This window comes from Pseudomonas sp. B6(2017) (assembly GCF_002112765.1).
In the GTDB taxonomy this organism is placed as follows: domain Bacteria; phylum Pseudomonadota; class Gammaproteobacteria; order Pseudomonadales; family Pseudomonadaceae; genus Aquipseudomonas; species Aquipseudomonas piscis.
In genome coordinates this window covers 239986-254867 of the sequence record NZ_NEIQ01000011.1, presented here as the reverse complement: position 1 = coordinate 254867, position 14882 = coordinate 239986, and the positions used below count along the sequence as shown (strand labels likewise).

The following is a 14882-nucleotide window of genomic DNA, read 5'->3' as shown; positions in this document are numbered from 1 at the left end:
CAGCGCCGCGTTTCATACTTGAAAGAAATACTGCACTATCGAGGCATTTCATTTATGAACAGGTCTAGTCATGCACTCCCCCGCCTCCCAGGTCGTCGTGCTCATCAGCCACCTGCAACGTCCCCGGCAACGCAGCCGCCTTGCCCTGGTGGTGGCCGGGCTCGCCGCGGACTACCCTCACACCCATATCGAAGTGCTCGACACCTCGGTGTCCGAAGCGTTGCAGACCGCCCGCGAGCTGGAACAGCGCGGTGACGCCGACGTGTTCGTCTGCGCCGGCGCCACCGCTGCCTACCTGCGCAAGCACCTAGCACGACCGGTGCTGTCCATGCAGGTGGGCGGCGCTGACCTGCTGCGTGCGCTGGGGCACGCCCGGGAGCACTCCTCGCAAGTGGCCTTGCTCAGCTACAGCAGCATCAATCACGACCTACAGGCGATGAATGCACTGTTCACCGTGCCGGTTCACCAGGCCGCCTACAACTCCCTGGAAGAAGCCCGCCAGGCAGTCGAACAGGCCGCCCGGCTGGGCTATCTCAGCATAATAGGGTCGTCGACGGTGGTGGAGCTGGCGGAACAGGCAGGGCTGTATGGGGTGCTGTCGCTCAGTGAGGACACAGTACGCAAGGCGCTCGAGGAGGCCCTGGGCATCCTCGATAGCCAGCGCGTAGAGATCGCCAAGCGCCGCCATTTGAACGCCGTGCTGCAACACATTCCCACTGGCGTGGCGGCGGTCGATAACCAGGGCCTGGTGCAATCCCTGAATCCGGCCCTGGCGCACCTGCTGGAGCTGCCAGCCAGTGCAGCCCTTGGCCGGCCACTGCAGCAGCTGTGCCCGGAGCTGGACTTGCAACAGGCATTGCTGGATGGCAGCGGCGAAGAAAACCGGGTGATCCGTCTCGGCTCCCATGCGGTGGTTAGCAATTTGCTGCCGATCCTCGAAAACGGCGAGCGTACTGGCCTGGTCTTGACCTGCCAGGACATCACCGCCGTACAGCGGGCGGACCAGCGCATCCGCTCCACCCGCCGCCCGGGTGCATTCACCGCCCGCTACCGGCTTGAGCAACTCAGCGGCAACAGCCGCTCCAGCCGCGAACTGCTGCAGATGGCCAAGCGTTTCGCCGCCAGCCACTCGACCATCCTGATCACCGGCGAAAGCGGCACCGGCAAGGAGTTGTTGGCCCAGGGCATCCATAACGAGAGCCCTCGCCAGCAGGGGCCTTTCGTCGGCATCAACTGCGCGGCGTTTCCCGAGTCGCTATTGGAAAGCGAACTGTTCGGCTACGAGGAAGGCGCCTTCAGCGGCTCGCGCAAGGGCGGCAAGCCCGGACTGCTCGAAACGGCCCACCGCGGCACGCTGTTTCTCGATGAAATCGGCGATATGCCCGTATCGTTGCAAACCCGCCTACTGCGAGTGCTGCAGGAGCGAGAGGTGCTGCGCCTGGGTGGCACCGAGCCGACTTCCATCGATGTACGGATCATCGCAGCAACTCACCAGGACCTGCACGCCGCCATGAATGATGGAGATTTTCGCAGCGACCTGTATTACCGGCTTAACATCCTACGGCTGCAGACCACCCCGCTGCGCGAGCGACCAGAGGATATTGCCCTGATCTGCCGGGGCATTAGCCAGCGCCTGCTGGTCCAGGGCCAGCCGCCGGGGGCAGCTGAGATACCGACCGCCCTGCTGCCGTACCTGACCCGCTATGCCTGGCCAGGCAACGTCCGGGAACTGGAGAACGTGATCGAGAGGGCGATGCTCTCGGCCCGCGAACTGCTAAGCGAGCAGGGGCTGGATGAGTATTACCTGATCCGCGTGCTGCCCGAACTGTGCGAAGGCTCCCCTCTGCCACAGGTACGGAAAAAGTCGCCACGGGATACGGATCTGCACCGCGTTGGAAAGGCCGCGCAATTACGTCACGTACAAGAGACGCTTGAAAGCTGTCAGGGCAACCTCGACGAAGCGGCACATCGCCTGGGCATCAGCCGGACCACATTGTGGCGCCGACTGCGCTCCGAGCGTTGAATACATAATAAGCATACACAAGGCAGCCCTTTTACTCCGCACTCTTCAACTGTATCGCGCTGAAACAGCAGTGCACGCGAGCAGCAGCTTCGCCAAATGCTTGTCAGCGCCGCTCGGATCTTTGCGTTGCTTAAGTTGTTCCAGCCTACCCATTGCTACGGCATTTTTTGATTGTCACTTCCCCAACCTTCGGCATGGCCGATCGCCAGGTTTTCTCGGTTTCTCTTGGTATTGATCGCCAATGCCAAGCGCTCGGAAAATGCGGTCCGACCCAGCAGATCATCTTGCTGTGGCGTGATCGGTCGGTTATCGACGAACTGTAAATTGTCGTTCGTCGTTGACTGCCTCCCTGCATAGCCTGCTCAACCTACACGAAGTAACGTACCCGCAACGAGCCTATCAAGGGTGCTGACGCCGTTTGTTGTACAGGGTTTCCGCAGCAGCACTAATTGCGCCTTCTGATTCTCCGCGCAAGCACAGTGTGTCAAGGCAGTTTCGCTGCGTTTCTGCCGGCTTATCTTGGTCCAGTCGATCTTGCAGCGCGTAGAACTGATCGCCAGCCTGCACTGCAGCGAGGCGTGCCTGGTCCAGTTGGTCAGATAGCATCAGCGTTTGTGCCAAGTAGGCCTTTACTCTCGTCCCGGGCCTTATCAATCTCACGATACATCCTTTCTTCGAAATCTGGGTGTAGCGCTGTTGCTCGCTACGCACATGCTCGGACTGTGCAAGGCTTCCCTGCAACTGCTGACGAACCTAGATAAATTGTGCATGCGCCTCGTCACGTTACGCCGGCAGACCGCAGCGCTGCCTGCACAGGTCGTCGATTTGCACCTGATATTGAGTCAGCAAGTGTTCCAGATTGGCCAGGCGGGCATCCAGTGCGCCTAGCGCCGCCTCACGCTCTTATGTCAGTACTTGGCGCTGACCGGCTAACGCCTGCTCCGTGACGCTCTGGGCCAGGGTGACGGCCTGCTGCTAGATGGTCAAAAAGGCCTGCGCCACCTCCCTCGGCAGATCGGGCAGCCGTGTCTCACCACGCAAGCGCCCGGCCAACTGTTGCCATCATTGATCCAGCAACGCACCAACCCGCGCCGGACTACCCCGTCCGAGCTGCAAGTGCACTCGCTCCACCGTCGACCGCTCGCCGCGAGCCAATACAGCATCCGCGGGGGCAAACACGTCAGTTCCGGCACCCTACTGCCATGGCCCGTCTCCAGCTATATTAGATCTGATAAGCAAAGGTTATCCGAACCTATTGCAGCGTTGAGCGAGATGAAATTGACAGAGCCGGTACAGATGCCCCCCTCCCAGCCGCTGGTGCTAGCAGAGTTGGCCGACAGCACCCGCGCCGCCGCTGAGGCATTCATCGCGGCAGGCACTGCGGCCAATACCGTGCGCAGCTACCAGAGCGCCCTCACCTACTGGTCCGCGTGGCTGCGGTTGCGTTATCGCCGCTCGCTCGGCGACGGCGCGTTGCCACCCGAGGTCGCCGTGCAATTCATTGTCGACCACCTTGCCCGACCCGACGGCGAGGGTGGCTGGAGCCACCTGTTGCCAGCGAACCTCGATGCCGCGTTGGTCGCCTCAGGGGTCAAGGGTAAGTTGGGTGCTCTGGCGTTTAGCACGGTCAGCCACCGCCTGGCCGTCCTGGCCAAGTGGCATCGCCTGCAACAGTGGGAAAACCCAACCGAGACGCCGATGGTTAAGACCTTGTTACGTGAAGCCCGTAAAGCCCAGGTCCGCCAGGGCGTTTCCGTACTGAAGAAAACCGCAGTGGTCCTGGAGCCGCTGCAGGCCATGCTCGCCACCTGCGACGACGGTGTGCGTGGAATTCGTGACCGCGCCCTTCTCCTCTTGGCCTGGAGCGGCGGACGGCGACGTTCAGAGGTGATCGGGTTACAGATAGGCGATGTACGGCAACTGGACGCCGATATTTGGCTCTATACGCTGGGTGTCACCAAAACTGAGACTGAGGGGGTACGCCGGGAGAAGCCACTGCGCGGCCCGGCAGCCAAGGCTTTAACGACGTGGCTAGCGGAGGCACCTGCGTCGACAGGACCTCTATTTAGACGGGTGTACCGAGGGGGCCGTGTGGGGACGGCAGGCCTGTCCAGCGACCAGGTAGCGCGCATCGTGCAGCGCCGGGCACAACTGGCTGGACTTGAGGGTAATTGGGCAGCTCATAGCCTGAGGTCTGGGTTTGTTACTGAGTCCGGACGCCAGGGCGTGCCACTAGGAGAAGTGATGGCCATGACAGAACACCGTTCGGTGCCCACCGTAATGGGGTATTTTCAGGCCGGATCATTGCTGAATAGCCGAGTAACAAAGCTACTACCAGATGCAGACACAACAAATGTGGAGCTCAATTGAACCCTCACCACAAAAACCGGATGTCGACTACATAGAAATAGTATTACTTCGAAAGCGCCTCAAATACTCTCATACAAGAAAAAAATTCCTCCAAGCGAGAGTTTATATCTAAACCAGCTACTGGTGTCACACTAATTAGCTGCGAAGCATACCATTCCTTTTCAGAATCACTCAGAAGCTCCATGATCCCTCGCCCCGCTCTCAACGCAGTAATCGGAAAATTAAAAGCACTGAAAATAGCTACGTCCTTTAATCGCTTCAATTCGCACTCACTGTATAGTCCAAGCACTACCCCTAGCATAATAAGCGCAGCTCTCCTCTGGATCGAAGTTGAAGTCCTTGCCCCATGATACATGCATAAGCTGTAATGATATTTTTTATGACTTATTGGAACTTGGAGTGCGCTACCAAAGGCAACCCTAGCAAGCCCACAGTACCGCTCCTCTGTTCTCAGTGACAAAAAACTACTTAATAAAAAACTGATCAATCGACTCAAGCCTGGAGTGCAACTAATTGCTTCCCTATTTTTATAGAGCCAGTTTTGAGCTCTAAGACCCAATAAATTCAAGCTTGCAAATTCATATATATTATTAATACCTCGATACCCATAATCGAAATCTGAAAAATAAACAAAAGACTCCCAAGGTCTGTAGAGACCATAATCCTCTCGGGTGGTAGTAAGAAGGGTTTTATGCAGCGAGCAATACGCAACATCTAAGCGACACCATGAACTTCTCCAGTATGGATCCGATCTAAATCTGACATCATTATCAAGACATTGGCGACAAAAAGAGTTTCTACTGAGGGTACTCAGCATCATACCGTCAGACTGGCTCGAAAAAAAACGCTTGCAATAAACATAATCTAAGCCAGCATTTAAACAAAATCTCTTAAAACCCACTCCGAAGCCAAAGTCATAATCAGTCCCATTGCGTATCGAGTTCTCAACATAATACTCAACCGAATCAACAGTCAACGCGCAGCGCCTACTCTTTGCACTACGAAACAACCAAGAGGTGAATGTTTCATCACTATAAGGCTGAGGAAACCCTTTTAGTCTACGCTCTCGCCCCATGATTTAGTAATCCCACCGACGTATAGCCCCTAACTTCATACTTTCTACTGTTATCTTTTCTTCGCCATTTATAATTGCATGGATCGCTCCAAACCGTATAACTTTCAAAACCTGATCCATTGTCCCATTTGTATTTGACAGCAAGTACTTAACGATCTCCTGAGAGTAGAGACAAGAAGCTTTACGAAGCGGTAAGTTTTCCTCTACCGATGCCAAGAAGCTTCTAAATTCATCTCCTTCTTCCCACGGCAGTATTTTAAGTACTTCAAACCGCCTCTCAAGCTGGGGATCTTGTTGGAGAGCGTTCAATGCTGAAGGTATCCCGAAGCCCATTACCCTAAGATGGTATGGCGCCCCGGAAAGCGTTTTTAGCATAGAAAGGTTTCTTCGCTGCTCTCCTCGTTGAACTAACAACGCCTCATGAAACTCATCGATTACAATTGCTGAAAACCTACGGAGCTGGAGGTACTTCTCTAGGCCGTTAGGAATCTTACTACGCCCTTGCTCTCTAAATGGCACCCCCAGAGCCATTAGCAATAGATCTCGAAAGCGTAAGCCATCAGGACTTTCAGATAGAGTCGTAAATGCAATTAACTCTTCGAGCGAAGACTGCTTCTTTTTAATCCTATTTATAATACTAGTTTTTCCAGCTCCGCCCTCACCACAAACAAGTAAACAGGGAGCAGGAGACAAGCCATCAGCGTTGAGCATATTTTCAATTACGCGTTCCACCCTCGAACACTGCGGACAGTCAACCCAGATTCTTTTATTTATACTTTCTATCCTTTCAGAAACCCCTAACAACGCAAGCGACCTCCTAGACTCTTTTATATGTGATAGGTTCATTTAGTCCTCACTACTGAACGGAATAGGCTTTTTTGAATAATCATAATTAAATTCAACATTAGGCACTGCTATTGTTTTGGGGCCATGCTCTTTTTCAATTGCCTGCCGTCGCCTTTCCCTTTTGGCGGACGTTTTCGCGCTCACTACAAGCTCATCAGATTCTCTTTTAAGCACTATTCTTTCGCCTTCTGTCATCCATCTGACTTTTGATTTTTCTTGCTGAGAAAGCGAGCTAATACGGGCAGCTTCTAAAACCTTATCGTTCTCAGTAAGATCTGAAAATGGAACGCTGATATACTCGTTATTTAAGCGCACCCATATCCTTCTCATGGATAAAGGGTTGTACTTTATTAACAATGCCAGCCCAGCAAAAGGCACCAGTTCCGGACCATAATAATAACTATTTTTAAAGCGCAGCCCCTTTGAAGTGACCCTTCGCCGAGCTTGCGGAAGAAAATCTATAGTTAATTCAGCCTTTTCTTTATTAGTAAGGGTATTAGGTGTTTGATCGCCAAAGTAATCGAGCCAGGCATCTCCGGGAGTACACTTTATCCCTGAATGCACCGTACTATGATAAATCGCAACCTGCCTAGCAAACCACTTCGACAACTCCATGAAGGTCATGCATGATTTCTTATCACTCGGGTACCCTTTTCTACGTAAAGTATTAGAAAATGTCGTACCTGGTAAAAAATGTACTTCGCCCATAAGTGTGCCAATCAACCGTTCGACGTGCCCTCCGTAGTGCTTCTTTCCATACGGCCTCCAATTCAGAGATATGTTGTTTTTTTCGCATGCTTTCACCATACTAAGCGATTTAAATTCTTTCGCATTGTCCGAGTTAATAGCCTCTGGCTTTCCAGAAAATGGATACTTAATATGCGCACAGTCTATGGTGGCTAGATAATGCTCTTTATTTGCTACGGCGAAAGCTATGGTTGCGGCAACCGACACAGATGACGGATTATGCCAAGACAGATAATAGGACAAAATCACTCTAGTTTTGACATCTATCAGTACAGTGAGCCATGGCCTACCCAGTGGTACGCGATCATCATCACATAAAATTATATCGACTAGAGTGTGATCAATTTGCGTGACCTCTAACGGCCTACTTAATTTAAGCCGTCCAGGTTTCATTCCTAATTTATCGTAAGCGTCCGCTGCACCATACTTCAATTTTCGCAATTCCAGCGGGCTGATAGATCTCACTCTTTGGGCAACCGCGCTCAAACTAGGAACTGGTAGACTTTCTTCAATACACCGATCCCTCACCTCTCTCCATACTACGGAGGGCCCCGCGCCTCTACTATTGAGCTTTCTCTTTATAGCCACCCTAATAACAACTTCAACCTTTTTTGCTAACTGACTTTCACCCTTTTTCCGCCCCCTTCCGGTACTCAAGAGCGCCGTCGAATTATCTCCTCCATCATATTTATGAAGAAGTCTATAAAAGGTGGTTTTCGAGCAAGGGATAAGGCCTAATGCGCTTTGGTAGGTTATTTCTTTGTCTATGTACTTTTTAATGATTTTATTTCGATGCTTGGCTTCTTCAAGCTCCTGAAGCTCCAATTCATCGCTACACTTCCCCTTATTTTTTCTTTCTTTCATTGGCTCACCCCGCAGTCGAAAGCGAGCCTCAAAAATACCCATTTTTTTGCATGCAGCACACCCCTTAAAAGAGAGTAGCGCGAGTTTTTTTCTAATCGAAAGTTATTATCCACGTATAATACCAAGCTACGTAGATATGATTTTTAAAAAAGGTAAAAGTTAAAAATTTGGGGGCAAAGAAAAATTTCCCGAAGCTTCAGGAAATAACTCTTATTGGCTCAGTCACTTAGGCGTTTTTTTGGTAATTAAAAAACAGTAAAATTGAGAGATTTGAAAAGGAACAGTTTTTTTAGCTTTTCCTTTTTTAATGACTAAATACAAAAATATCATTATAAATCATGTAGTTATGAGCGCTCCCAGATTCAAGAATTTTTCACAGCTTCTGACCTTCCAGCTTCCATCCGTACCTCTATGTGAAACGCCTGGCGATGCCAGGCGTTTGATCAAGCAAACAGATCTAGTGCTGCGTCGTCCCACTGGTGACCGCCTTCGGACCAGCCGTTGCCAGCCTGCGGTGGAAATCCCGATCTGCAATATCCTTGCTTGGCATCGAAATCAAACACCGCATGAGGAAAATCATTGATCAGCAATACCGCCTTGCGGTGATCGACGGCCCAGCCGATTTTCATCGTCGATGGCTTGTGGCTGTCACTGACATCGCCGGCATTGTAGATATGCAGCGCATCGTGGATCGGGTTGCCCTCGGCCGCGGTATCCAATGCGTAGAAGTAACCGGTGTCACCATCATCTTCAAAAACCACGACGAAGGAACCTTCCTCGGCAGGAGCCTCCAACACCAGGGCTTGGCCTACCTTCAATTCGCTTTCAGCTGCCAGATAAATGGGCATTACAACTTTCCTTGTCTCTTGGAGTATTCAAAGGCGAGCATGATGACAACCTGGAGTAACCCAGGCAATCTCCGGACAGAGATTGGCCTGGGTCCTCCATCACCTAGAATAAATGGTCGGCCAGCGAAGTGCCCATCACTCGTGCGAGCGACAACACCTGAAGTTCCTTCCTTGGTATTCAGGCTCTCGCCTTGGTCAAGTAGCCTTCGCGCAGAGTTTCTTAAATTGATTCACATTGGAAACTGCAGTGCTTAATGCTGTGATTTTGTATTTATAGTAATGAATTGCATCTGCCTGGGCTTCTCCAACATGGCCAAAATACTCTTCCCAGGCGTTGCTATTAGTTAGCAAGCCAGAGAGCATCGTACTTAGCCCACTTGCCGTCCAATGCTCCTTGTATCCTTTGTCCGCGCCAGGGGCCGGGCTGAGATGCTTGACATATGCGTCCACCGAGTATTGGTTCTCGTAGGCCATGAACACCGTATACACTGTGCCGACTGACGACTTGTACCACGGGATAACGACAAAGTGATGGATTGCTGATCCCGTAACAAGAAAGTGCCAAACAGCTGTCTGTGAGTTATCACCGCGAAATAACAGTGCCTGTTCAATTTGGTATTTCATTTTCGAATCATTCTTGATGACATCATCTCCAACGTCATCTTGCACCTTTCCGTAGACAGCGCAGCTCATTTGAGCTGGCACTGCAGGACAATCCTTCAAGCCCATCAGTAATGGGTTACCTGTTATTGCATCAACCAAATCTTTCCCTGTCATGGTTCTTGGCTCCTGCCCAAGTATTCAACACGCATTATGAAATTACTTGGTGAGGATAGCTTTGATCCGATCTTTATCAAGTTCGTCCACCGGGAAACTAAGCTGAATGAATTGTCCCAGCTTGGTTAACTCTATCCATGAAAAATTCAGGCTTCTACCTGCTTGTCAATAGCTCCCTTGAGCGACTGTGGGCAAGGCGTCATGGTGTTAGCCTTCCATGGCGCCCCCTGCGCGAGTGCCCGATCTGTTTCGGATCATTGATAAAAAGCAGGTCAGGCTAATGCATAAGCCTCATGTCAGATAACTGAAAGGAATCGAACATGAAAAAGCTCATAACCGTTATCGCTATATCAGCGGCCGTCGCTTTCACCGCAAGTGTCGCGAACGCTTCCGTGCACCCGACCACTATCAAGCCTCCCCTAACCGTCAACCAGGTTACCGCTACTGCCGAAACTCCTTTCGGAACCCAAAAAGCAGCTGGCGAAATCAAGTTGGCTAGTTTGGCCAGGAGTTGTTCCGATGAACGATATTCCTGGTGGGAATATAGCGGCTGGGAAATTGTCGGCTGCCTTGCAAGCGGCCAGTGGTAGTTATCAGGGCGCTCTGGTGCGTGAACACGCACCAGAGCCTGTTATAAGCTCCGGTGAGTCAGCGCAACCAAATAAGTCTTCAAAGTTGCACTTCATGCATTAACAGCGCCTTCTATATTAGCTATCAATCTAACGCCAATATATTCCTGAAACTATTCCTCTCACCCTTTTTTACTTCACGGCTCAGTCGACTGATTATTAGACGTGCCCTACCCGCGCACGCTGCCTTTGGCCCCTTGTTGTGCGAATAATTCGCGTAGCAGGTTCCTGGCTGGCAACGACCTTACCGAGGGGCATTCCCCCTGCCCCTCCCTGAAGTTCAACACCTTGATTCACTTGCAGTTTTTCCCATGCTGCAGCGAAGCGACTAAAAGTGACCAAAAAGACAGGGATTATCGGGACAGCGACCGGTTGGTCACATATGCCGATGCGTGTCGGCAACCTATAGTGCAGCCGCGGCGAATTGGAAGGAGTCCAGTTGCCGGCACAGCTATCCAATCATGGACAGGAGCTACAGATGTACCCCATCAAGGACGACGCCCATTGCCAGTACAGCGCGGTTGATATGCAACCCAGCGAGCTGTCGTTGACCGCCCTCACCTCTTGCCTGCGTCTTTCACGACGCGATGGCGGCCGTTAGCCCCACACTTCAAGCGTCTATCCACGAGCCGTGACATGCCCCAAGGCAGTCACCGCCTTCACGTGCCCCGAACAAAGCCACCTGGTGTGCAATGACCACGACAAGCTATCTGGAAACGCCTGTTTCCATGCCCTTGAACATCGATTCCAAAGCCGATGCATTTGAATTTCGCCCGGGCACCCTCGAAGACATCGATGGCCTTGCGAAGCTGTTCCAGTCCATCTATGGGCACACGACCCATCCGTGCCAGAGCCCGGTGTATATCCGCAACGCGATGAACTCCGATCAACAGCGCTGGTTCGTCGTCGAGAACCAGTGCGCACTGCTGGGTTGCGTCTGCATCACCCGGCGTCCCTGGAACCAGTCCTGGGAAGTCGGCCATGGGGTGATCCATCCGGATGCGCGCCGCGGCGGTGCGATCTCGAACCTGATCAGGCTCTGCCTGGAAGATCATCGGCCCGATGCCATGGAGCTGGGCTACTACACCCCCCGCAACATCGCCATCCATTCGGTGATGGGCAAGATCAAGCCGGCAGTGCTGGTGGGCCATGACGGCGGCCCGAACAAGGTCGACGGCATCCGCGAATATCACCTGACCGCCATCCACCCGCCGGCCCGGGACGGTTTCGTTCATATCGCCCCCTGGTATGCCAAATCCTCGGGCAGCGATTTCATCAGCCAGTACCTGTACGCCTCGTTGCAAATGGAACCGGTACTGGGCGCCTATCCGAACACCTGCCTGAGCGGTGCCCCGGGGACCGAGCGCCACGGCCAGTTGCTCTACACCCAGGACCATGAGGCCAATGCGCTGATGGTGTCCGGGCATTCGGGCAACTATCCCTCGGAGCGCGAGGTGCTGCAGGAACTCGAGGCACTTGTACAAGCGCACAAGGATGTCGAGTACGTGAGCGTTCATGTACTGGCCGACAAGCTGGAACTGCTCGGTGGCCTGATGCGGCAGGGTTATGCGGTGACCGCCTATTTGCCGGCCTGGCACCTGCAAGGCGGCGCCCGCTACGACTGCATCAACCTGGTGTGGCACAAGTTCGACCAGGCCCCGCGCAGCCATGGTTTCGATGAGGAAGTCGTCTTCTTCGACCAGGCCTACGCCAGGCTGGGCGACAACCTGTGCAGCATCCGGCCCGGCCACGCTGCGCGCATCGACAACTGATCCATCGAGCCCTGCATCCCTTCGGATGATTATTGGAGAGTCAAGCAAGTGACAAAAGAACAATGGCTTAACGTCCGTAAACAGATCCCCGACGGCGCCAAGGAGCCCTGGACCGTAATGTTGTGGGTCGCCGATATGCTGGTCCTGGTACTGGCCTGGAACCTCTGGCTCAGTTCATCCACCGGGCTGCAGTTGCTCGGCCTGGTGCTGGCTGGCGTCGCCACCCTGCAGATCTACCTGATCCTGCATGAGGCCCTGCACGGCGCAATTTCGGAGAACCGTCGGGTCAACAACTTCATCGGGCACTGCAACGGCTGGCTGATCGCCTTGCCCTTCCTGGTTCGCCGTCGCTTCCACACGGCCCACCACACCTGGACCTCCCACCCCCTCAACGATCCGGAAAACCGCGGCATGATCGAGAAGTTCTCGGTCATGACCAAGAAGCAGGAACGAACCCTGGAGTTCATGTGGAAGCACTGGATCCCGATGATCGCGGCCAACCATTTCCTGCTGAACTGGCGGGCACCGTTCATCGCCCGGGCCAAGGGCGACAACTCGCCGCGGATTCTCAAGGAAATCCGCTTCGCCCGCCTGTACCTGGTGGCCTACCTCGCCGTGGCCGGGGTCGCGCTGTACTTCGGACACCTGGCTGACCTGGTGATGTTCTACCTGATCATCTGGCTGTTTCTGTTCTTCATGGTGGAGTTGTTGAACCTGCCGCACCACGCCGAGGCGCCGCTGCAAGCCAAGGACGCCGACCGCCTGCAGTACTGGGAACAGGATGTCGTGTCCCACGACTGCAAGAACCTGCCGCTCTGGTCGCGGTTCATCATCCTCAACTTCAACCTGCACATCGTGCACCACGCCTTCCCCTCGGTGCCTTGGTACCGGCTGGCCGAAGCCCACAAACTGCTGCACGAGCATGAGCATCATCCAGGGGATTCGCAGGTCAGCGAGTGGGATTTCGCCTGGACCAACCGTCGCCGGCCGCTGTTGAAGCTGATGGGGCACTTCTTCGATCACCGCACTTGACCGCACCGGCGAAAGATCCCGAATATCCGGGATCTTTCGCCGAGCATGAGCGCCATGACCTTCATACGTCCTTTCACCAAACACGACCTGGACGCCTGCCTGCAACTGTTCGACAGCAATACCCCGGCCTTCTTCGATCCCCTGGAGCGCCCGGACTTCCTGCACTTCCTCGAACATTCGACAGCCAACCTGCTGGTCATCGAACGCGACGGGCGGATCGTGGCCTGTGGTGGTCATGCCCTGCGCCCCGAAACAGGCACCGCCAGCCTGTGCTGGGGCATGGTCGACCAGGCGCTGCACGGCCAGGGCATTGGGCGCCTGCTGACCGAAGCCCGGCTACGAGCCATTCGCGAGCAAGGCCTGGCCCGCGCGGTGCGCATCAGCACCAGCCAGCACAGCCAGGGTTTCTATGCCGGGCTGGGTTTCGTGCTGCGCAAAGTGACGCCCGACGGCCATGGACCCGGCTTGGACTGCTGGGATATGGAGTTGGCCCTGATGTAACCCCACCCTCGCCTGCGCTGTTACCTGGCTCGACCCAACCGCTAGGACTCTCGCCCCTTCAGTACAATCGTGGCCAGGTAGGACAAGACACGCTCCTGTGCCTGATTGATGATCTCGAACGAAAACTGCGCAAGGCCCCGATTACCGGGCAAGGGGATATTGCGCACGTCGCGAACCGTTACCGCTCCACTGATGAGATCGTCTGGACGCACCGCTTTTAGCCAGCGCACATCATTCAAGCTTGCGCCGCCCACGCTACAAGCCCTGAGCAATCCCAAGTCGATGAAGAGTCGGAAACTCAGGGCAAGCGTATGAAAGCCGCTGGCGACCAGCCCGCCCATGGGTGAATCCAGCGCGGCGACAGGATCGATATGGAATGCCTGTGGATCGAACTCACGACCAAAATCGATGATGCCTGTTTCCGTCACCTGCGCACTGCCCAACGCGAAGACCTGTCCTTTGGCAAAGTCTTCGAAATACAAGTTTCCATGATCAGTCATGGCCGGCCTCATTCGACTAGTTTGCAGACAAGTTCAACGGGACTGAGTACCCGTGTTTTTATCAGCGTTGAAATATTGACCATCTGCCGCATGGCAGTGGCGCCGAATGAAATATGCAGTCCAAGTGGCGATACCCCTTGCTCCAGGTTCCGGCTCCTCAAATCATCGAAATACGCCACGCCGAACTCCCAGCGGTCCGTTTCGCTGATCACCGTGAACCCCGCCTGCTTCAGATACCCGAGGTATTCAGCCAGAGGGGCGACGAAGTCCGTACTAGGATTCGATGCCCAGGGAACCGGATAGAGCATCTGGCCCTCCCCGACCCGCATCACATCGTAGATCCCAAGCTTGCCGCCAGGTTTCAGTACTCGGCGGACCTCCTCGAATAGCCGCGGCTTGTCAGCGATGTTCATCCCCACGTGCAACATGGTCACCACATCGCAGAAGTCATCGGGAAAGGGCAGCGCCAGGGCGCTAGCCTGCTGATAACTGACCTTCAGCCCTCCATCTATACGGGCAGCCAGTGTAGAGGCCGCATTGATATAGTCGGGAGCCAAGTCTATGCCATGGACTTCACAACCGAAGGTACTGGCAAAGTAGCGTGTTGCCCCACCCAACCCGCAGCCGACATCAAGGACCTTCATATCCTCGTGGAGCCCCAACTTGTCGGCCAGGTCGGCAGTCGCTTGACGCCCGCCGATGTGAATTTCATCCACCGGCGCCAGGTCTTCTAGATTCAGCCTTTGCGGATCTTTCCCGCTGACGCGCAGTGCAGAGAAAATCTTCTGTTCAAGGTCTGGCCTGGAATAGTGTTTCTCAAACTCTTGATCGAGCTTCATCTGGTTCTCCGGGATATTGAAAATGTCCGAAACAGATCAGTCGTCATTCCCCCTGGGCA

14 protein-coding genes are annotated in these 14882 nt (G+C 54.0%); 7 read left to right on the top strand and 7 right to left on the bottom strand.

The genetic code is table 11. The features are described from left to right. The first annotated feature begins 70 nt into the window (after positions 1-70). On the top strand, positions 71-2023 hold the full coding sequence (locus tag CAG11_RS20420; RefSeq protein ID WP_085597652.1) for a sigma-54-dependent Fis family transcriptional regulator: 1953 nt from the start codon (positions 71-73) through the stop codon (positions 2021-2023). A gap of 1062 nt (positions 2024-3085) precedes the next feature. On the opposite strand, the gene CAG11_RS34130 is transcribed toward CAG11_RS20420, so the two are convergent. Continuing rightward, a complete protein-coding gene (locus CAG11_RS34130) occupies positions 3086-3154 on the bottom strand; it encodes a hypothetical protein (protein ID WP_241526945.1) in 69 nt (22 codons plus the stop codon). 165 nt (positions 3155-3319) lie between these two features. Here CAG11_RS34130 and CAG11_RS20405 point away from each other — a divergent pair, with 165 nt between their 5' ends. Next, positions 3320-4393, top strand: a complete 1074-nt coding sequence (locus CAG11_RS20405; RefSeq protein ID WP_085597673.1) for a site-specific integrase — start codon at positions 3320-3322, stop codon at positions 4391-4393. A gap of 1078 nt (positions 4394-5471) precedes the next feature. Here the strand turns inward: CAG11_RS20405 and CAG11_RS20400 are convergent. From CAG11_RS20400 to CAG11_RS20385, 4 genes are all read right to left on the bottom strand, one after another. After that, a complete protein-coding gene (locus CAG11_RS20400; protein WP_085597650.1) occupies positions 5472-6314 on the bottom strand; it encodes a TniB family NTP-binding protein in 843 nt (280 codons plus the stop codon). Then, positions 6315-7925 (bottom strand): Mu transposase C-terminal domain-containing protein, encoded by a 1611-nt coding sequence (locus tag CAG11_RS20395; protein ID WP_158091435.1) that lies wholly within the window; start codon positions 7923-7925, stop codon positions 6315-6317. 443 nt (positions 7926-8368) lie between these two features. After that, positions 8369-8773, bottom strand: coding sequence for a DUF2251 domain-containing protein (locus tag CAG11_RS20390; protein ID WP_085597648.1), 405 nt, complete (start codon positions 8771-8773; stop codon positions 8369-8371). Positions 8774-8968: 195 nt separating this feature from the next. Further along, positions 8969-9550, bottom strand: coding sequence for a hypothetical protein (locus tag CAG11_RS20385; protein ID WP_085597647.1), 582 nt, complete (start codon positions 9548-9550; stop codon positions 8969-8971). Between the two features lie 320 nt (positions 9551-9870). Between CAG11_RS20385 and CAG11_RS20380 the strand changes: the two genes are divergently transcribed. The 5 genes from CAG11_RS20380 (at position 9871) to CAG11_RS20365 (ending at position 13484) form a co-directional block, all read left to right on the top strand. Then, the gene (locus tag CAG11_RS20380; protein WP_085597646.1) at positions 9871-10140 is read left to right on the top strand and encodes a hypothetical protein; all 270 of its coding nucleotides are present in this window, start codon (positions 9871-9873) and stop codon (positions 10138-10140) included. Between the two features lie 517 nt (positions 10141-10657). Then, entirely contained in the window at positions 10658-10780 is a 123-nt protein-coding gene (locus CAG11_RS34125) for a hypothetical protein (protein ID WP_256578597.1), read from the top strand. Between the two features lie 127 nt (positions 10781-10907). After that, entirely contained in the window at positions 10908-11951 is a 1044-nt protein-coding gene (locus tag CAG11_RS20375) for a GNAT family N-acetyltransferase (RefSeq protein WP_256578596.1), read from the top strand. A 48-nt stretch (positions 11952-11999) separates the two neighbouring features. Continuing rightward, positions 12000-12983: a fatty acid desaturase gene (locus CAG11_RS20370; protein WP_085597644.1), complete on the top strand. Its 984-nt coding sequence runs from the start codon at positions 12000-12002 to the stop codon at positions 12981-12983. A gap of 54 nt (positions 12984-13037) precedes the next feature. Further along, a complete protein-coding gene (locus CAG11_RS20365) occupies positions 13038-13484 on the top strand; it encodes a GNAT family N-acetyltransferase (RefSeq protein ID WP_085597672.1) in 447 nt (148 codons plus the stop codon). Between the two features lie 41 nt (positions 13485-13525). Here CAG11_RS20365 and CAG11_RS20360 read toward each other — a convergent pair whose 3' ends face one another. Then, the gene (locus tag CAG11_RS20360; protein WP_053130081.1) at positions 13526-13984 is read right to left on the bottom strand and encodes a MaoC/PaaZ C-terminal domain-containing protein; all 459 of its coding nucleotides are present in this window, start codon (positions 13982-13984) and stop codon (positions 13526-13528) included. Positions 13985-13992: 8 nt separating this feature from the next. Continuing rightward, complete coding sequence (locus tag CAG11_RS20355) at positions 13993-14823, bottom strand: class I SAM-dependent methyltransferase (protein ID WP_085597643.1); 831 nt, start codon at positions 14821-14823, stop codon at positions 13993-13995. Between the last annotated feature and the right edge of the window lie 59 nt (positions 14824-14882).